Here is a 16,665-nt window from a genome sequence, read left to right on the forward strand (position 1 = left end):
CAGTCCCATCGCCGGCCACATCGATGGCATCTGGGCCAACGATTACATCGAGACCCCTGCCCCGCCGGGCTTCCTCGACCGCCTCGACATTCGCGAATCCGAGCGACGGATCACCCGCCTCGGCTACACGCTCGACAACACCGGAAAGACCAAGGCCGTCTTCGAAGTCAACAAGGGCGTGAACAAGAACCCCCAGGTCGACGTGAACTCGCGCATGTCCGAGGAGCAGCGCCGGGTGCCCATCCGGCACATGATCTATATCGCCGACGGTCCCAGCGATGTGCCGGTCTTCTCGATTCTCAACCAGCACGGTGGCAAGACCCTCGGTGTCTACAACACCGAACCGGTGAACAACTTCGCACAGGTGAAGAGACTTCAGGAGCAGGGTCGTATCCAAGGCATGGCCAAAGCCGATTACCGCGAAGGAGAAGCGGCCTTCCTCTGGTTGATGGACAGCCTCGACCAGATCGCAGATGAAATCGTCACCGCCCGCCGCCGCGCCTTCGCCCAGATCCCGCGCGCCCCCGGCCACGTCGACGAGGACTGAAGGAGTCTAGGGATCCGGTATTCAGATTCCGGATCGAGCGAAGCAGAACCTGAGCTCAGAACCCGTCAATCGGAAGGTGCCGCCGGGGCCTACCGTCCTTTGAACTCCGGCGCCCGCTTCTCCACGAACGAGGCAACCCCCTCCACCAGGTCCTCGGTTGCGAAACAGATCACCTGGCCATGATGCTCCTGCTCGAGTGTCTCCTCGAACGAGAGCTCGAAAGATCGATCAAGGTTGCGTTTGGCGAACATCTGGGGAATCGGAGCACCGGCGGCAAGTGACTCGGCGAGGCGCTGTGCCGTCTCTCGCAGGGATCCGGCATCCACGACGTCGAGAACGAGACCTATCTGCTTGGCTTCCAAAGCATCGACGATCCGGCCGCTCAACACGAGTTCCTTCGCTCTCTGAAGACCGACCAGGCGCGGTAGCAGCCAGGTGCCTCCAAAGTCGACGGTCAGTCCGCGCCGCACGAAGATCTCTGAGAACCTCGCTCGATCCGAGGCGATGACAATGTCACAACCGAGGGCAAGATTCATCCCCGCACCGGCCGCCACACCATCAACCGCAGCAATCGTCGGCTTGGTCAACCGGTGCAGAGCGAGCGCCGCCGCGCCGACCTGCTTCATGCGCGCCACCTGCACATCCACCGACTGCACACCTGAGTTCTCGGTGCCGAGTTCGGCGCCCGAGCAGAACTCGCCACCGGCGCCGGTGACGACCAGGGCTCGCTGTGCGGACAGATCGAAGTCGGTGAACGCGGAGGCGAGTTCTTCCCAGCCGGGGACGGGGATCGCGTTCAAGTGTTCCGGATGATTCAGGGTGAGCCAGCGAACCGGACCGTGATCGACAGTTTCAACGAACATCACCCCAGCCTATTAGTCATTCCCGGCAGAGTCCCGCTCACAGTCCCGCTCCCCGATACCATGGGCGCCGATATGGGATTCAATCCGTTCCGGGAGCAACGCAGCACTGCATTCGATATCGGGATGGTCGTTGTTGCACTGGCGGCCACCGCCGGAGTAATCATCTGGGCAATCGCAGGATGAACGAAGCCGTTGTGCCGGTCCAGCCGTACGCGGCGAGAAAGCACTACATCTGCCCGGGCTGCGAATCCAGCATCGATCCCGGCACCTTCCACGTCGTGGTAATCCCGCAGGACACCCCCGACTTGCGGCGGCACTGGCACCGGGGATGCTGGTTCAAGGAGCGTCGCAGACGTTTCGGTCGCGCTTCCTAACACACCGACCTGAGCCAACGTATGCGAGCACCGGAGTCGATGAGCGAAACCGCCACCAGATCGATTCGCGTTGCCCTGGGCTTGAGACCCTCGGCAAGTCGACGGACGGTGTGGGCCTTTTCGTCGGTGAAAGCTTCCTCGGGCAGGAAATGATCGTCCCCGACCGCCACTGCGGTCTTCACCTCTATTGCGACGCGCCGCCCGTGATCGTCCGCGAGGATGTCGATCTCACCGCGACCGGCCCTGACGTTGCGATCGACGACCACCAGACCGTGCCGCTCCACAAAGTCGGCGGCTATCCGCTCGCCGAGTATTCCGACTTCCGCTCTCGTCAGATTTGAACGCCGGCTTCGAGTTCCTCGATGTTGACGTCCCGGAATGTCATTACGCGTACCTTTGAAAGGAATCGCGCCGGTCGGTACATGTCCCAAACCCAAGCATCCTCAAGCTCGATCTCGAAATACACGGAACCGTTCGACTCTTGTTTGCCGACGACAACAGAGTTGGCGAGATAGAAGCGGCGTTCGGTCTCTACGACGAACTTGAACATCGGGAGGACGTCGCGATACTCCTTGTAGATCTGGAGCTCGGCTTCGGTTTCGTATCGTTCGAGGTCTTCTTCGTGCATTCACAGACTCCCTGTGTGGTGCCCGGGGATCGAGATCTTACAGATTCCCGGGCCCAACCGTTGTACCTTCTCGGTGAGACAGATTCGCTACAGCGAACCAAAACGGTCGAACGGCCAGAGACGGACAAAGGCCCTGCCGACGATCGAGTCCTGTGGGATCGAACCGAACTTGCGACTGTCCTGGCTGGAGCTCCGATTGTCTCCCATGACGAACACCATTTCATCCGGAATCGTCTGAGGACCGAAGTCCTGCATTATCACGCCCGGCGACAGGTACGGTTCGTCGATCGGCACTCCGTCTATGAAGACCCTGTTGTCTTTGATCTCAATGGTCTCGCCGGGAAGGGCGATGATGCGCTTGATGAGATCGTCCGGAACGAGAGCGGTCTGGATCCCCAGGGATTCCTTCACGGCCGTCCAGGCGGCTTCCACGAAGGACTGGTCTTTCGATGCGGCCGCAAACGGCGAGTCGAAGACAACGATGTCTCCCCGATCAGGTTCGCCGAACGTGTAGCTCAGCTTGTTGACCATCACCCGGTCGTCCACTTCCAGAGTAGGAATCATCGATCCCGATGGAATGAAGAAAGCCTGGACGAAGAAGGTCTTGATCAGAACGGCGACGACGAGCGCCACCAGGATCAGAATGGGAAGCTCGATCAGGAACGAAACGAATCCGCCCCGCTTTTTGTGTTTGGGGCGAACCCTGCGCACCGGCTCCTGATTCTCGGGCCGATCGCCGGCTTCCGGACTGTTGCGAAATGGACCGATATCGAACGGATCCGCTCCGGCCCAGCCATCATCGCCATCGCCGCCGGGGAATCCAGCTGCGTCAGCCACGTCTGGGTCCATACTCCGGCCGACACCGGATCGAGACCACTAACGCTGCTCTTTGATTCGCGCAGACTTGCCGACCCGGTCCCTCAGGTAATAGAGCTTGGCCCGTCGCACATCGCCGCGACGCACGACCTCGATCTTCTGGATGATCGGAGCATGAACCGGAAACACCCGCTCGACACCGACGCCGAAGCTCATCTTTCGAACGGTGAAAGTACTTCGGAGGCCCCCGCCATCTCTGGCGATGGCAACACCTTCGAATGCCTGCACGCGCTCGCGGCCACCCTCGACCACGCGGACGTGCACGCGGACGGTATCGCCGGCTTTGAACTCGGGGATGTCGTCGCGTATGTACGCGCTCTCGACCTGGTCAAGCATGTTCATTGGAAACTCCTTGAGACGCGCCGGAGAAGGCCGGCGGCTAGAGATTGTATACCGTTGGGACCGTCTAGTCCAAGATGGATCAGTCGAGTAGATCGGGTCTCCGCCGGCGCGTCCGCTCGAGCCTTTGATCGGCTCTCCACTCTTCGATACGGCCATGGTCGCCGGACAACAGCACCTCCGGCACCTTCCACCCGCGATAATCCGCCGGCCGCGTGTAATGGGGCTCCGCCAGGAGGGAGTCCCGAAACGACTCGCCGGCGATCGACTGCTCGTTTCCCAGCACTCCGGGAATCAGCCTTCCGATACCTTCGATCACCGTCAGCGCGGCGGCCTCTCCACCCGGCAGAACGAAATCACCGACCGAGACCTCTTCGTCGATGAAATGCTCGACTACCCGCTCGTCCACTCCCTCATACCGGCCGCACACGAGGGTCAGATGGTCGAGAGTCGCGAAACGATCCAGCATCTCCTGATCGAGGGGCTTCCCGGCCGGGGTCATGAGCACCCGCACGGTATCGGACAACGGCTCGAGCGCCTTCGCCAACGGTTCGATCATCATCACCATGCCGGCCCCACCCCCGTAGGGGGCGTCATCCACTTGACGATGAAAACCCGTGGCGAAATCACGCAGGTCGACCGTCTCAATCTCGAGGTAACCCGCTTCAATTGCCCGGCCGACGACGCCGGCGTTCAACGGGCTCGAAAAATATCCTGGAAAGATGGTTATGACAGTGATCTTCACGACCGAAAGAAAGGTAGTACGACTTTGATCATGGGGTATGCTCGCATCCCGGCTTCGCGGAGGGAAACAGACCGTGGCTGACACAACGAACTCAAGCGCAGACCCGTGGGGCTTGCCAGAAAACGACTCGATATCGGTTCCTAGTCCGGATTCGGTCGACCATGAGGCGGTATCTGCACCGATCGAACCGGTCGAACCCGCTGAAGAATCACTCGAGATATCGGAGCCGGCCACCGGCGATTTCGGTTTCGAGTCGGTCGGTGAAGAACCGGCCGAAGGTTCCCTGCCCGACGAGGAAGCCGACCCGACGCCTCCGTCCAAACCTGAATCGCGCGGGCCTCTCTCTCAAGTTCTCGCCGCCTCCGGACTTTTCGGTGGATACCCGCTCCCACCTGCGGCCGAATCAACGGATGAGGAAGAGACCGGAGAAGCCGGGCAGATACCCGAGCCGGTCGAAGAGAGCCTCGACACGTTCACTCTCGAAGCAGCGGCGGAGGACGATGCGACCGAACCGCCCGGTCTCACCGAACCTACGAGCGGCGCGGCGCTCGGCGTCGGGGCCACCGATGCGGATCTACCTCCCGAACCGCCGCCGTGGATGGTCATCGAGTCGACTCCAGCCGTACAAGACGCAGTCACCGAAGAACTGCACGAAGCGGCGGTGGAAGAAGTCGCCACAAACGGAATCGAAGCGGCCGTCGATGAGGCTGCCGCGGCGTTTGCCGAAGTCACTCTCCCGGCGGACGCAGACGTCGAAACGCCGCTCGAAGAATTGTCCGAACCGGTCGAAATCGCCGAAACGACCGCCCCGGATGCCGAGTTCGAGTCTCTTGTCGCCGAACTGGCCGACACGGCCCTCGACATTGCCGGGGACGCAGGTAGCAGTCCGGCAGACGGAGGTTTCACAATCGATCGCGACGACACCCCTTCGGTCTACAGAGAACTCGAGGGTCTGGCCACGCCGGAGCCGGTTGCCGATATCCCGCCGGTCGATGAGGCCACCGTCTCGTTCGAGGAGATCGCCGAAGAGGATTTCGCCTTCTCGGCGGGAGAGACCGCCGATGACTACCAGGCCGAGGCCGCCGGTGAGATCGAACCTGCCGGCGAGCCGGCGGCGGCCCCCGCCGAGTGGGGCGTCTTCGAGTTCTCCGATGAGCCATCCGAGCCCGACGCTCCGGTCTTCGGCGTCACCTTCGGAAGGGACGGCGATCCGGAACCTGCACCGGAACTAGTCGATGAACCTGAGCTAGTCGATGAGCCCTCCGACGAAAGCGAGGAGGATCACGCCCAGGTCTTCCCCGAGCCGGGAGCAGAGTTTCCCGGCGATGCAACTCTCGAACCGGAGGTCGGAGCGGCGGAAGTTACCGATCCCCTGCCGGACACGCCGTCGGGAATCGACGAGATGGTCTACGAATCCGCCGACGATTCACCGGAAGAGCCTCTGATCAGCTTCGAACCCGCCCTCTCGGTCGTCGACGAAACCCCTGAGCACGAGGAACCCATCTTGCCGGAACCGGCAGATACCGAAGCGCTGATCGATGTCCTCGCGGAGTCGGAGGAGCCGGTCACTTCGCAACCGTCGGAGACCGCCCCAGCCCCATTCGATGCGACGCCGGACGCCGGCGGTTCGGCTCCGGAGGAGACGCCTGTCGAAACGGCGCCCGAACCGGAGCCCGATGCGGCACCAGCCATCGAGTGGGGCTCACGCTGGCAGGAGTCCGCCCAGGGATGGGTCGAGGATGATCAGGGTCGCAGCACGTGGCGGCCCATCGTCACAACCAGTCCGCTTCTGTCTGAATGGCAGATCGACACCTACCTGGGCGTGGTGTCGGCGGACGTCGTGCTCGGGTCGGGGCCGGTCGAGTTCGAAATGACTGCGGGGCGTACCAGCGCCATGCGCTCGATGGTGGATGAAGCGATGTTGCGCGGTGCCCACGCAATCGTCGGTGTGTCCACGACCGTGGCACCCGTCGGACGGGCAACGGTACTGACGGCCACCGGGACCGCCGTGACCCTCAAAGCTCAGGACTGACCGGTCGTCCGTGGCCGGTCCTCAGCCGGCCGCGGACTTCCACAGGACGAATATCCCCAGAATGATCAGCGGTACGCCGACGATTGATCCCACAACCGTCAGGCTGAGCAGAATACCCACGGCAACCAGGACAAGCGCCAGCGCACCCCCGGCCAACCGGAGCGCCAAGCCGATCAGACCACCCACCGCCCGTAACGGCCAGGTGATCATGCGCGATCCAGCCGAACATCGCCCGACACCGACCTGAACCGGATCGAGACGGACTCACCATCCACGACTTCGGTCGCGTCCTTGCGGCTCTCCGGCAAGTGCACGTTGCCCGTCATGGTTTGGAGGTCTACTTGAACGCGCCGGCCCGAAGGTATCCGGGCGGTCAAGTCGCCGGAGACGGTCTTGCAGTCGACCTCTCCGCCGAGAAAACGATCTACTTCGATGTCACCCGAAGCCGTCTTGATGCGAAGATCTCCGGAGGCGGCTCCGATCTCGATATCGCCCGAGGCAGATGAGATCGTGCAATGGCGCCCAACCGTTCGGATGTCGATATCGCCGGAAGCCGTCGTGATCTGCACCCGCCCCTGCACCTCTTCGACGTCGACGTCGCCCGAAGCCGCCTTGAGGGTGAGATCTCGTTCGATCTTTCTCGCAGATACGTCGCCCGAGGCGGCCGACACGCGCAGATCCCCGATCGTGCTCATCACTTCGACATCGGCAGAAGTCACGGCAATGTCGACCTCGGAGTCGTGCGGAACACGCAGGGCCACCCGATGAGATCCGGACGAAAAGCTTCGCTCGGATGACTGGCGAATGGAGACCGCATCACCATATCGTTCGACCGTGAAGGCATCGGCATTCTTACCGTCGATCATCACCTCGACTCCACCGTCGTCGTGACCGTCGACGAGAATCCGACCTGTACGGGTCCGCACCTCGATGCGGGGCCTGGCCCCGACCTCATAGAACTCTCTGCGCACGCTCATAGATCGAAGCTCCCCGTTACCTTCCCGCCCCGCTCGGTACGTTTTCTTGCCTTGGATGAAAGGGTCTTGACGACCCAAGTGTTCACCGAGTCGCCGGCCTGACCGGCGTTCTCTTCTACGAGATCCTTCAGAACCTCCGGCAGGCGGAGGGTGAGACGTGCTTCGTAGTCTCCGGTTATCTCGCCGCCGTCTTCCTCGGACGGCCTGATGCGCAGAGCAGGTTCACCATCTGTGAGCACTACTTCAACCTCGTAGTCGGACAGTTGGGCTCCGACCTCGAGAGCTGCCTGCTGGGCAAGATCGAGAGCTATTTGCTTCATTGCCGGTTCGATGGCGGCGAGCATCATGCGCGTCGCTGCCTCTACCCCGGGGTCGTCACCGCCGATCATGACCTGCTGCGCCACAGCTTGCTCGAGAGCGGCGATCGCTGCTGTTGTGTTCATCGACCCACCTTTTCGCGGTCTTCCCAGCGGCGCCTCACAGGCATGAAGCTCCTGATGAGCTCTCGCCGGTGCACGCGGTGGTATTCCAAACCCATCTCCGGAGTAGTAAACATTTGAGCGTCCTTTCGTGCTGACATCATTATGATGTCACAATGCTGTCAGACTGTCAAGGACTTCCGAACGGCGCCGGATCCCCTAGATGAGCTTGCGGTCCTGCGCCCAACGGCTGAGCTCGTGGCGATTCGAGAGTTGCAGCTTGCGAAGAACGCTGGACACATGAGTTTCCACCGTCTTGACCGAGATGAAGAGCTGCTCCCCTATCTCCCGATAGGTATATCCGCGCGCGATGTGCTGGAGCACCTCGCGTTCACGCGGTGTCAACTGGTCCAAGTCGGGATTGATCTCGGTTACCGGAATCGAACTGAACGCATCCAGAACGAAACCGGCCAGCATGGGCGAGAACACTGCATCGCCTGCCGCAACTCGCCTGACTGCTTCGGACAGCTCGGCAGACGAGATCGTCTTGGTCACGTAGCCGCGCGCTCCCGCACGGACGACGGCGACAACATCTTCGGCAGCGTCGGACGCCGAGAGTGCCAGGAAGGCTATCTCCGGATGTTTGGGAGAGACGGCCTCGATCACGGCCCTGCCTCCGCCGCCCGGCATATGAACGTCGATGAGCACGACGTCGGGGAGCCGCTCGGCGATCAACTCAATCGCAGCGCCGACCTCCGAAGCCTCTCCGACGACCTCGATGTCGTCTCCGACCTCGGCGCGCACTCCCGACCGAAAGAGGTCGTGATCATCCACGATGAAGACTCTTATGGTCAAGCTCCGAACCCCAACTCGAGAATCACCTCTGTACCGGCTCCCTCATTGGACCGAATCGTTGCCGATCCACCATGTCGTTCCAGGCGTGCGACTATCGATTCGGTGATGCCTTTCCTGTCCGCCGGCACCTGACCCGGATCGAACCCCGAACCCCGGTCGCGCACGAACAGGCCGGCGGACCCATCCGTCACCTCTGCAAAGACGGAGAACTCGTCCACAGAAGCATGCCGTGCCGCGTTGATCGCTGCCTCCCGGCCCGCTTTGACCAGCGCGTCGACGGCCGGACCGACCGTTGTGTCACCCACGACGATCGTCTGAATCCGAACCCCGAACAACTCCTCGACTTCCGCAGTCATGGCGCGTACCGCGGCCGCGAAGCTCTCCGCCGGAGACGCACCAGATCCAAAGAGCCAGGCTCTGAGCTCGCGTTCCTGGCGGCGGGCAAGCGATACCGTCTCGTCGAAATCGCCGGCGCGCTGAATCAGCGCCAGAGTCTGGAGAACGGAGTCGTGCAAGTGCGCGGCCATCTCAGACCGTTCCTCCGCTCTGGCTCGCGAAGCACGCTCCGCGGCGAGGGCGTCCTCGGCTTCCCATCGCAGACGATCACTCCGCCGGATGACACCCACCGCCCAACCTGCCAGCAGGCCGCCGAATATGTAGATCAGCACGGCAGCCGAATCGGTCGTCGGGTCGGATCCGGTGCTCTCGATGAGGCGCAGAATCGTGGCCGTCGAAAGTGCCGCGGCGGTGGCAAGGCCCCCGGCGATGGCAAAGCTGAATACCCCCATGAAGACCGTTGACATCGGGTAGCCGCCGTAGAAGTTCGAGGCCGTCCCGGCTATGTCGCTGCTGAACAAGACCCAGATCGTCACGCAGACGTCGGCCACGAGCCACCACCAGGTCCGTAACACGAAGCTGTCTCTCCGATGAAACCAACCGGTCAGAAACGACCATCCGCCGACCCCGACCATTGTGGCGACCACGACGGCTGGTCGATCGGGTGACGCCGACCCGGCCAGAGTTATCAGGCCGAGCATCCCGAGCCAGATGCCGCCCACCACCCGGTAGCCGACGACCACCCTGCCGATGACGCGGTCGATATCCGCCGGGGCAATGGTTGATTCCATGCGCGGAGGCTACCCGGCGAGTATTCACAATCGGCGCCATATCCGCCGCCGTGAGGTCCGGCTACCGTGGAGCGCGCCATGACGAAACCGCTCTCACCCGCAGCAATCGTCTTCGCCATCGTTGGAGCGAGCATTCACCTGGTCATGGGGTTCTTCGTGGCGTTCAGCGGACTGCTCGTCCCACCGTGGGGAGTGGGTGTCCTGGTCGCAGTGTGGTTGGGGCTTACGGTGTGGGGCGGACGGAGCTGGCGGAACGGGCCGTCCATAACCATGGGACTGCCGCTGCTGATGGTTGCCTTCTGGTTCGCCTTCCTGACGTTCGGCGACCTCGTCCTGGGCTGGACCGCCTAACCCAACGTTCAGGTTCGCTCGACTACCTCATACAGCGTCGTCCGCTGAGAGGGCGTCCTCCCGGCCTCCCGAATGACCGTCTCGAATTGTTCAGACGTCATCTCTTCACCGTGTGACGCGCCGGCCGCCCGCGTGATTATCTCGCCCATCAGGGTGCCGCCGATATCGTTGGCCCCGGCATTGAGAAGACGTCCGACGCCGTCCAAGCCCAACTTGACCCAGGATGCCTGGATGTTCGGGATCAACCCGTCGAACGCGATCCGTGCAAGTGCATGGATCAGCACGACCTCGTCCCAGGTCGGACCAGGACGGGCGCGCCCCCGCAACCAGATCGGCGATCCCATGTGAACGAACGGAAGCGGCACGAACTCTGTGAACCCGCCGGTACGTTTCTGGATCTCTCCAACCACCTCGTAATGGTTGGCCCACGAAGCAGGTCCATCGATGTGGCCGAACATGACCGTGGCCGTGGCGCGCAGGCCGACCTCATGCGCCGTCAGCATCACCTCCGCCCATTCGGCCGTCGTTATCTTGTCCGGGCACAGATGGGCGCGCACCCGGTCATCGAGAATCTCCGCAGCGGTGCCGGGGAGCGTGCCGAGACCGGCGTGGCGGAGCCGCACGAGGTAATCCCGAAGATCCGACCCGAGAGTCTCAGCACCCTGCCAGACCTCGAGCGGCGTGAATCCGTGTATGTGGACGTGGGGCAGACGCTCCTTGATCGCTTCGACTACTGCCACATAGAAGTCGCCTGTGTAATCGGGGTGAATTCCGCCCTGCAGAGTCACTTCCGTCGCTCCCCGCGCGACGGCCGACTCCGCCAGATGAACGATTTGCTCGACCGTCATCGAGTAGGGCTCGCCCCGCAGGTTCAAGCTGCGCGGTCCCTTTGAGAATGCGCAGAACCCGCAGCGGAAGTAGCACAGATTGGTGTAGTTGATGTTGCGATTGACAACGTAGGTGACGGTCTCGCCGGCCGTTTGCTGCCGCAGCGTGTCGGCCGTGAAGCCGACCGCATCGACCTGAGCCCCTCGGGCGTGGAAGAGCATCTCCAATTCGTCACGGGTCGGCCGGTGTCCCTCGAGCGACCGTTCGAGAATGGGTCTCAACGCCCCCGCTCCTTCCAGGCCTTCCGGGCCCGCCGCGCCGACCCAGGCGGCGTCTGCCCATTGCGCCGAGAACCGTCGGGCCGGCAGAGGCACTCTCTGGTCCTTGCCCGGCGCCCACTCATACCGGGGTCGCACAGCCCCCCGCCCGTCGATCTGGTTCAGCCAGGTTGTGAACAGATCATCCGACAGTTCTCGCCGCACCGAGTCGAGGTCCAGATCGATCGGGAAGGCCGGACGTTCGATCAGCGCGCCGAGCGCGTCACGCAACTCGCCGATCCTCTCCATACCCCAGTCGCGCAGCAGCAGATCGGAGGCGCCCTCCTCAACTGCTCGCACGGCATCGTCGACGGTGTCGACGAACACCGAGACCGACGTCTCCACTCCCGGCAGAGCAGCCAACGATGCCGCCGCGGCCACGTTTGAACGGCCGGTTCGCAAGAAGGCCGCCCGGCTCCTGGCAACACCATCGAGCACCACGGACCGCGCTCCCTCGTCGAGCACCGTTATCCGCCACCCGGCGACACCGAGTTCCGCCAGCCGCACGGCTTGCTCCGGTGCTACCACCCAGGCTGCGGGTGATCCGTCCGTCCCCGCCGTCTCTACGGGCAGAATCCCGCCCGCGAGAGCGGCCGCACGATCGTCCCCGCGGACGCCGATCATCTCGAGGGTCGTCGTTCCTTCGCGACGCCGTGTGACGGCGGACAACTCGGTCACTTCCGAAGCCGGGCGAACCCTGCAGAATGTGATGGTCACCTACCCACTCCCTCCCGAATCGCCGCGTAGCCTTCGTCGTCCGTCGCCGCCCGGATGGCGGACAGCACGCCCTCGTCTATCCACCTGTCGGTGATGAACTCGGGATACACGGGTAGGCGAGGACGGAGTGTATAACCGGCCGCCGACGTCCTGTGATCGAGTTCGGCCAGGTGAGGCCATGGTTGTTCCGGGTTCACCCAGTCGATCGTCAGAGGGGACACGCCACCCCAGTCGTTGATACCGGCCCGCAAGTAGACCTCGTACCTCTCGGTCAGGTTCGGCGGAACCTGGATGTTCATCTCGGGTCCGAACAGCCATCGGGCCACTGCTACGACCCGGGCGAAGTAGAGGGGCACCGGCTCGGCGCTGCGTTTCATTCGTGTATCGGCCTTGGCCCTGAAGTTCTGGACGATGATCTCCTGAATGTGGCCCGAACGGGAATGAAGGCGTTCGAGGGCCAGGAGCGAGTCGACGATCTCCCGGTTGGTCTCACCGATGCCGATGAGCACGCCCGAAGTGAATGGCACCGCAGCGCGGCCGGCCGCCTCGATTGTGGCCACTCGCCCGACCGGGTCCTTGTCGGGACAATCGAAATGAGGCATCCCCCTCTCCATCAGGCGAGGTGAGATGTTCTCGAGCATGAGGCCCATCGAGGAGTTGGAAGGCCGCAGCATCTTGATGGCGGCCTCATCCATGAGCCCCGGATTCGCATGCGGAAACAAGCTGGTGGTAGTCGCGACCAACTCGGTCATCTCCCGGACGTAGTCCAACGTCGAGTCGAGCCCGCGTTCGTCCAGGAATCGACGCGCTTGGTCCCAGCGGTCCTCGGGCCGGTCTCCGAGAGTGAAGAGTGCCTCGGTGCAGCCGTGCCTTTCCCCGGCCCCGGCTATGGCGAGAACTTCATCCGGCTCGAGATATTCGCCGCCCGCCCCGGGCGGCTTGGCGAACGTGCAGTACGTGCACCGATCCCGGCAGAGCGTCGTCAACGGAACGAACACCTTGCGGCTGTAGGTGACCGTTCTCCCGTGACCCTCGTCTCGAAGTCGGCCGGCTTCGTCAAACAGCGGAGCGGCGTCGACCGACCCATCCAGGTAGGCGACTGCGAGATCGGGGTCGAAACGCGGGTGAGGCATGAATCGACACGCTAGTCCCGGTCGCGCCGATAGATGGGGCCGGTCCACGGCTACTCTCATGGGAATGCGGAGATCGTTCCTCATTCTGCTCGTCGTTCTGTCCGCAGTTGCCTGCGGAAGCCTGGCGCCGACCGCTTCTTCGGATGCGCCCGAGACGACGGTTCAGACGAGCTCACCCACCACCGAGGGGCCGGTGGCGGCCCCCTGTCTCGAAGGTTTGAACAGTTTCTTCGGCGACGGCCCACTGGGTTCTCAGTCCGGCGATGCAGCCGACGCCGCGACCATCACCGGGCTTGCAATGACCCCGTATGAAGGTTGCGAACGGTTGGTCGTTGAACTGGCTGCGGCATCAGGCGCACCGGCAACGTCGCTCGGTGAGACCCGTGCCGAGTTCATCCGGGCAAACGGCATAGTCCGGGTACATCTCGATCCGTCGATTACCGGAACGGCTCTGTCGGATGTCGTGTTCGGCGGGTCGCTGATAGACCGTGTCTACGTAGTCCGTGATTTCGACAACTCGTTGTTCTTCGACGTTCACCTGTCCGGGCCCGCTGTCGCCAGATTCTCGGAGGTCTCCAGTCCCGCGCGGCTCGTGGTCGACCTCGCCCCGGGTGGTGGCGAAATACGCCGAGCCGCCCACGAGAGCTTCATCGTCGTCATGCCTGTTGACGACACCTTGACTCCGCCGGTCTCCGTCGAGGGATACGGACGCACATTCGAGGCGAACGTCGTTATCCGGGCGCGCCGGGACGGCAACATCGTGGCCGAGGCCTACACGACCTCGACCGACTACCTGGAGACGTGGGGCCGATTCGAGGTCGGCCTGCCGGCCGACATCACCGGAAACCTCGAACTCTTCATCGGTGAAGATTCAGCTCGCGACGGTGCGGAACAGGGTGTTCGCCTCGAGGTGACCGTGGAGGGTTGAAGGCGAACTCCCCTTCAGACCAGCCCTTCGATGAGGGTGACCCGGATCTTGCCTTGTTCGGGCAAGACCTCCGGCACGAGTTCGTCCACAAAAGGAACTTCGATCGTCTTTCCGGTAACGGTCTCGATGACCAGGCGGTCTTGAGCCGATCCTGCAATGACGCCAACGACTTCTCCGAGCCGATCGCCGTCGGCATGCACGGCCAGTCCAATGAGATCCTCCGGCCAGAATTCGCCCGAGTCGAGCTCTCTCAGCTCGACCCCCCGCGCCACGAGCTCGAGACCATGCAGCGCTTCTGCGTCGTTGCGCGATGTCACCTCTGCAAACCCGACCAGCAGAGTGTTCTTGTGAGGACGGGAATGGATGACTACCAGTTGGCGGTCCCCCGCTTCGAGCCGGGCGCCGGGTTCGAACAAACGGTCGTCGTCGACCAGCACCCGCACTGATACCTCGCCCCTGATTCCGTGGGCCCGGCCGATACGGCCGACGGTCAGATCAGTCGACGAACTCAACGCCGGCGCGCAGGCCTTCTTCGTCGGCCGCAGCCTGGGCGAGCGTGCGAATGGCACGGGCGACCCGACCGCGACGTCCGATGACCCGGCCCATGTCGGACTTGGCCGTGCGGACCTCGGCTGTGACCTCTTCGGGGCCCTCTTCGATGATCGTTACCTCGACCTGTTCGGCGTCGTCGACGATTTCTGAAACGACGTAGCGGACCACCCGCTCGACGATTTCTCCCTTACTCACTCAGATTCCTCTCCGGCTTCGGCCTCGGGTTCTGCCGGTGCTTCTTGAGCATCCCCGGCTTCTTCAGCTTCTTCGACCGATTCCTCGACCGGTGTCTCGGCGGCGTCGTCAACGGATGCCTCTTCGGCATCCGCATCAGCGTCTGCTTCTTCAACGGTCGGAGCAGCCTTCACACCCACGGTGTAGATTTCGCCCTTGGCCACTTTGAACCGGGCCCATGCGCCGGAAACCTCGAGCAACTTCTGTGCGGTCTCGGTTGGTTGTGCGCCCTTCATCAGCCAGTCGAGCGCCCGATCGTTGTCGATCTCGATCAACGACGGATCCTGACGTGGTTCGTAACGGCCGATGGCCTCTAGATAGCGCCCGTCGCGGGGCCTGCGGCCGTCCATCACGACGACCCGGTAGACGGGCTGCTTCTTCTTTCCATACCGCTGGAGGCGGATCTTCACCGCCATCTCGTCACCTCTTCCCTTTTCGTCCCGGCATCAGCCCTCCGAGACCCGGCATTCCCGGGAAGCTTCGGCCGTCAGCCATCATCTTCATCATCTTCTGTGTTTCGGCGAATTGCTTCAGCAGACCGTTCACTTCCTGAGGGGTGGTGCCCGATCCTGCTGCGATTCGCCGTTTGCGACTCCCGTCGATGCTTTTCGGGTTGTGCCGCTCATCGGGAGTCATCGAGCGGATGATCGCTTCGACTCGACCCAAGTCCTTGTCGGAAACCTCAATGTTCTTCAGCGCCGACGAGGCGCCTGGGATCATAGCAAGCAACCCGTCGAGTGGCCCCATCTTCTTCAGCTGTTGAAACTGACCCAGGAAGTCCTCCAGCGTGAAACTGGCTGTTCGAAGCTTGTCGGCCATGAGTTTGGCCTCTTGCTCGTCCCAAGCGGTTTCGGCTTTCTCGATCAGGGTGAGGACATCTCCCATACCGAGAATCCGCGACGCCATCCGATCCGGATGGAACGGTTCGAAGTCGCTGAGGCTTTCCCCGAGCCCGGCGAACTTGATCGGCCGCCCCGTGACCTCGCGCACCGAGATTGCCGCTCCGCCACGAGCATCACCGTCGAGCTTGGACAGGACTATGCCGGTGAGATCGGTGTACTCGAGGAACCCCTTGGCAACGTTGACCGCGTCCTGGCCCGTCATCGCGTCGACCACCAGAAGTACTTCGGAGGGGTTTGAAGCCTTTCTCACCTCTGCCAGTTCGCCCATCAACTCGGAGTCGATTTGCAGGCGACCGGCAGTATCGACGATCACGACGTCGTTGCCGAGCCGCTTGGCTTCCTTCAGCGCGGCCTTGACCAGTTTCGCCGGCTTGCCTCCCCGCTCGGTGTAGACGGGAACGTCGATCTGGCGGCCCAGGGTCTCCAGCTGATCGATTGCTGCGGGCCTCTGCAGGTCTGCGGCCACCAGCAGAGGGCGCTTACCCTGTTTGCGAAGGTGAAGGGCGAGCTTGCCTGCAGATGTGGTCTTGCCGGAGCCTTGCAAGCCAACCATCAGGATGGTCAGCGGCGGCGTGGAGGACGAGTTCAGGCGGGCGACTTCGACACCGAGAGTGGTGATCAGCTCCTCATGGACGATCTTGATGACCTGCTGGCCCGGTGACAGGCTCTTTGAGGTCTCTTCTCCGACCGCCCGCTGCTTGATCCGGGCAAGCAGGGTCTTGGCGACGGTGACGTTGACGTCGGCCTCGAGCAGGGCCAGCCGGACCTCTCTGAGCGTCGCGTCGACGTCGGCTTCGTTCAAGCGCCCTTTGCCGCGCAGTTTCGTGAAAATGCCGGTGAACCGGTCGGAGAGGGATTCGAACATGGACGTCACAGTGTATCCAGTCGCGAGCCTCTAGCGGCCGGCCGGCGGCAAACAGC

The 16,665-nt window shown here is 62.8% G+C and carries 22 protein-coding genes; 5 read left to right on the forward strand and 17 right to left on the reverse strand.

The window, feature by feature from the left end; translation table 11 throughout:
- The coding region (locus VLT15_04690; protein HSR44513.1) for a haloacid dehalogenase-like hydrolase at positions 1-547 on the forward strand (547 nt) is incomplete at its 5' end.
- Positions 548-636: 89 nt separating this feature from the next.
- Here VLT15_04690 and VLT15_04695 read toward each other — a convergent pair.
- Entirely contained in the window at positions 637-1,410 is a 774-nt protein-coding gene (locus tag VLT15_04695; protein ID HSR44514.1) for an enoyl-CoA hydratase/isomerase family protein, read from the reverse strand.
- 179 nt (positions 1,411-1,589) lie between these two features.
- On the opposite strand from VLT15_04695, the gene VLT15_04700 reads away from it, so the two are divergent.
- The gene (locus tag VLT15_04700; protein HSR44515.1) at positions 1,590-1,784 is read left to right on the forward strand and encodes a hypothetical protein; all 195 of its coding nucleotides are present in this window, start codon (positions 1,590-1,592) and stop codon (positions 1,782-1,784) included.
- On the opposite strand, the gene VLT15_04705 is transcribed toward VLT15_04700, so the two are convergent.
- From VLT15_04705 to trmD, 5 genes are all read right to left on the reverse strand, one after another.
- Entirely contained in the window at positions 1,781-2,221 is a 441-nt protein-coding gene (locus VLT15_04705; protein HSR44516.1) for a YraN family protein, read from the reverse strand. The genes VLT15_04700 and VLT15_04705 overlap by 4 nt on opposite strands.
- Entirely contained in the window at positions 2,116-2,412 is a 297-nt protein-coding gene (locus VLT15_04710) for a DUF2469 family protein (GenBank protein HSR44517.1), read from the reverse strand. Before VLT15_04710 ends, VLT15_04705 begins: the two co-directional genes overlap by 106 nt.
- A gap of 87 nt (positions 2,413-2,499) precedes the next feature.
- A complete protein-coding gene (gene lepB, locus VLT15_04715) occupies positions 2,500-3,249 on the reverse strand; it encodes a signal peptidase I (protein ID HSR44518.1) in 750 nt (249 codons plus the stop codon).
- A gap of 39 nt (positions 3,250-3,288) precedes the next feature.
- On the reverse strand, positions 3,289-3,630 hold the full coding sequence (rplS, locus tag VLT15_04720; GenBank protein ID HSR44519.1) for a 50S ribosomal protein L19: 342 nt from the start codon (positions 3,628-3,630) through the stop codon (positions 3,289-3,291).
- A 79-nt stretch (positions 3,631-3,709) separates the two neighbouring features.
- Positions 3,710-4,372, reverse strand: a complete 663-nt coding sequence (trmD, locus tag VLT15_04725; protein ID HSR44520.1) for a tRNA (guanosine(37)-N1)-methyltransferase TrmD — start codon at positions 4,370-4,372, stop codon at positions 3,710-3,712.
- 73 nt (positions 4,373-4,445) lie between these two features.
- Between trmD and VLT15_04730 the strand changes: the two genes are divergently transcribed.
- A complete protein-coding gene (locus VLT15_04730; GenBank protein ID HSR44521.1) occupies positions 4,446-6,404 on the forward strand; it encodes a heavy metal-binding domain-containing protein in 1,959 nt (652 codons plus the stop codon).
- A 21-nt stretch (positions 6,405-6,425) separates the two neighbouring features.
- Here the strand turns inward: VLT15_04730 and VLT15_04735 are convergent, their stop codons facing one another.
- The 5 genes from VLT15_04735 to VLT15_04755 form a co-directional block, all read right to left on the reverse strand.
- The gene (locus tag VLT15_04735) at positions 6,426-6,614 is read right to left on the reverse strand and encodes a hypothetical protein (protein HSR44522.1); all 189 of its coding nucleotides are present in this window, start codon (positions 6,612-6,614) and stop codon (positions 6,426-6,428) included.
- The gene (locus VLT15_04740; protein HSR44523.1) at positions 6,611-7,381 is read right to left on the reverse strand and encodes a DUF4097 family beta strand repeat-containing protein; all 771 of its coding nucleotides are present in this window, start codon (positions 7,379-7,381) and stop codon (positions 6,611-6,613) included. The genes VLT15_04735 and VLT15_04740 overlap by 4 nt, the downstream gene beginning before the upstream one ends.
- A complete protein-coding gene (locus VLT15_04745) occupies positions 7,378-7,824 on the reverse strand; it encodes a hypothetical protein (GenBank protein HSR44524.1) in 447 nt (148 codons plus the stop codon). The genes VLT15_04740 and VLT15_04745 overlap by 4 nt, the downstream gene beginning before the upstream one ends.
- 195 nt (positions 7,825-8,019) lie before the next feature.
- Positions 8,020-8,655 carry a response regulator transcription factor gene (locus VLT15_04750; protein ID HSR44525.1) on the reverse strand — a complete coding sequence of 212 codons (636 nt, stop codon included), beginning with the start codon at positions 8,653-8,655 and terminating at the stop codon, positions 8,020-8,022.
- Positions 8,652-9,782, reverse strand: a complete 1,131-nt coding sequence (locus VLT15_04755; GenBank protein ID HSR44526.1) for an ATP-binding protein — start codon at positions 9,780-9,782, stop codon at positions 8,652-8,654. The genes VLT15_04750 and VLT15_04755 overlap by 4 nt, the downstream gene beginning before the upstream one ends.
- Positions 9,783-9,860: 78 nt before the next feature.
- On the opposite strand from VLT15_04755, the gene VLT15_04760 reads away from it, so the two are divergent.
- On the forward strand, positions 9,861-10,133 hold the full coding sequence (locus tag VLT15_04760; GenBank protein ID HSR44527.1) for a hypothetical protein: 273 nt from the start codon (positions 9,861-9,863) through the stop codon (positions 10,131-10,133).
- An 8-nt stretch (positions 10,134-10,141) separates the two neighbouring features.
- On the opposite strand, the gene cofH is transcribed toward VLT15_04760, so the two are convergent.
- A complete protein-coding gene (gene cofH / locus VLT15_04765) occupies positions 10,142-11,995 on the reverse strand; it encodes a 5-amino-6-(D-ribitylamino)uracil--L-tyrosine 4-hydroxyphenyl transferase CofH (protein ID HSR44528.1) in 1,854 nt (617 codons plus the stop codon).
- On the reverse strand, positions 11,992-13,128 hold the full coding sequence (gene cofG / locus VLT15_04770) for a 7,8-didemethyl-8-hydroxy-5-deazariboflavin synthase CofG (GenBank protein ID HSR44529.1): 1,137 nt from the start codon (positions 13,126-13,128) through the stop codon (positions 11,992-11,994). The genes cofH and cofG overlap by 4 nt, the downstream gene beginning before the upstream one ends.
- Before the next feature lie 64 nt (positions 13,129-13,192).
- Here cofG and VLT15_04775 point away from each other — a divergent pair, with 64 nt between their 5' ends.
- Positions 13,193-14,056 carry a Gmad2 immunoglobulin-like domain-containing protein gene (locus VLT15_04775; GenBank protein ID HSR44530.1) on the forward strand — a complete coding sequence of 288 codons (864 nt, stop codon included), beginning with the start codon at positions 13,193-13,195 and terminating at the stop codon, positions 14,054-14,056.
- 14 nt (positions 14,057-14,070) lie between these two features.
- On the opposite strand, the gene rimM is transcribed toward VLT15_04775, so the two are convergent.
- From rimM to ffh, 4 genes are read right to left on the reverse strand one after another with little or no spacing between them, the layout of a single operon-like run.
- A complete protein-coding gene (gene rimM / locus VLT15_04780; GenBank protein ID HSR44531.1) occupies positions 14,071-14,568 on the reverse strand; it encodes a ribosome maturation factor RimM in 498 nt (165 codons plus the stop codon).
- Entirely contained in the window at positions 14,552-14,803 is a 252-nt protein-coding gene (locus VLT15_04785; protein HSR44532.1) for a KH domain-containing protein, read from the reverse strand. Before VLT15_04785 ends, rimM begins: the two co-directional genes overlap by 17 nt.
- Entirely contained in the window at positions 14,800-15,258 is a 459-nt protein-coding gene (rpsP, locus tag VLT15_04790) for a 30S ribosomal protein S16 (protein HSR44533.1), read from the reverse strand. The genes VLT15_04785 and rpsP overlap by 4 nt, the downstream gene beginning before the upstream one ends.
- 4 nt (positions 15,259-15,262) lie before the next feature.
- Complete coding sequence (gene ffh, locus VLT15_04795) at positions 15,263-16,609, reverse strand: signal recognition particle protein (GenBank protein HSR44534.1); 1,347 nt, start codon at positions 16,607-16,609, stop codon at positions 15,263-15,265.
- Positions 16,610-16,665: the final 56 nt, after the last annotated feature.

It is taken from the genome of Acidimicrobiia bacterium, from assembly GCA_035471805.1.
Classification (GTDB): Bacteria; Actinomycetota; Acidimicrobiia; order Spongiisociales; family JAHEDJ01; genus JAHEDJ01.

Bases quoted from the DNA above. Each gene is read 5' to 3' on its own strand.
- VLT15_04740 (HSR44523.1), bottom strand. From the start codon at position 7,381: ATGAGCGTGCGCAGAGAGTTCTATGAGGTCGGGGCCAGGCCCCGCATC.
- VLT15_04700 (HSR44515.1), top strand. From the start codon at position 1,590: ATGAACGAAGCCGTTGTGCCGGTCCAGCCGTACGCGGCGAGAAAGCAC.
- VLT15_04745 (HSR44524.1), bottom strand. From the start codon at position 7,824: ATGAACACAACAGCAGCGATCGCCGCTCTCGAGCAAGCTGTGGCGCAG.
- VLT15_04735 (HSR44522.1), bottom strand. From the start codon at position 6,614: ATGATCACCTGGCCGTTACGGGCGGTGGGTGGTCTGATCGGCTTGGCG.
- VLT15_04775 (HSR44530.1), top strand. From the start codon at position 13,193: ATGCGGAGATCGTTCCTCATTCTGCTCGTCGTTCTGTCCGCAGTTGCC.
- ffh (HSR44534.1), bottom strand. From the start codon at position 16,609: ATGTTCGAATCCCTCTCCGACCGGTTCACCGGCATTTTCACGAAACTG.
- rpsP (HSR44533.1), bottom strand. From the start codon at position 15,258: ATGGCGGTGAAGATCCGCCTCCAGCGGTATGGAAAGAAGAAGCAGCCC.
- rplS (HSR44519.1), bottom strand. From the start codon at position 3,630: ATGAACATGCTTGACCAGGTCGAGAGCGCGTACATACGCGACGACATC.
- cofG (HSR44529.1), bottom strand. From the start codon at position 13,128: ATGCCTCACCCGCGTTTCGACCCCGATCTCGCAGTCGCCTACCTGGAT.
- VLT15_04695 (HSR44514.1), bottom strand. From the start codon at position 1,410: ATGTTCGTTGAAACTGTCGATCACGGTCCGGTTCGCTGGCTCACCCTG.
- VLT15_04760 (HSR44527.1), top strand. From the start codon at position 9,861: ATGACGAAACCGCTCTCACCCGCAGCAATCGTCTTCGCCATCGTTGGA.
- VLT15_04710 (HSR44517.1), bottom strand. From the start codon at position 2,412: ATGCACGAAGAAGACCTCGAACGATACGAAACCGAAGCCGAGCTCCAG.
- VLT15_04755 (HSR44526.1), bottom strand. From the start codon at position 9,782: ATGGAATCAACCATTGCCCCGGCGGATATCGACCGCGTCATCGGCAGG.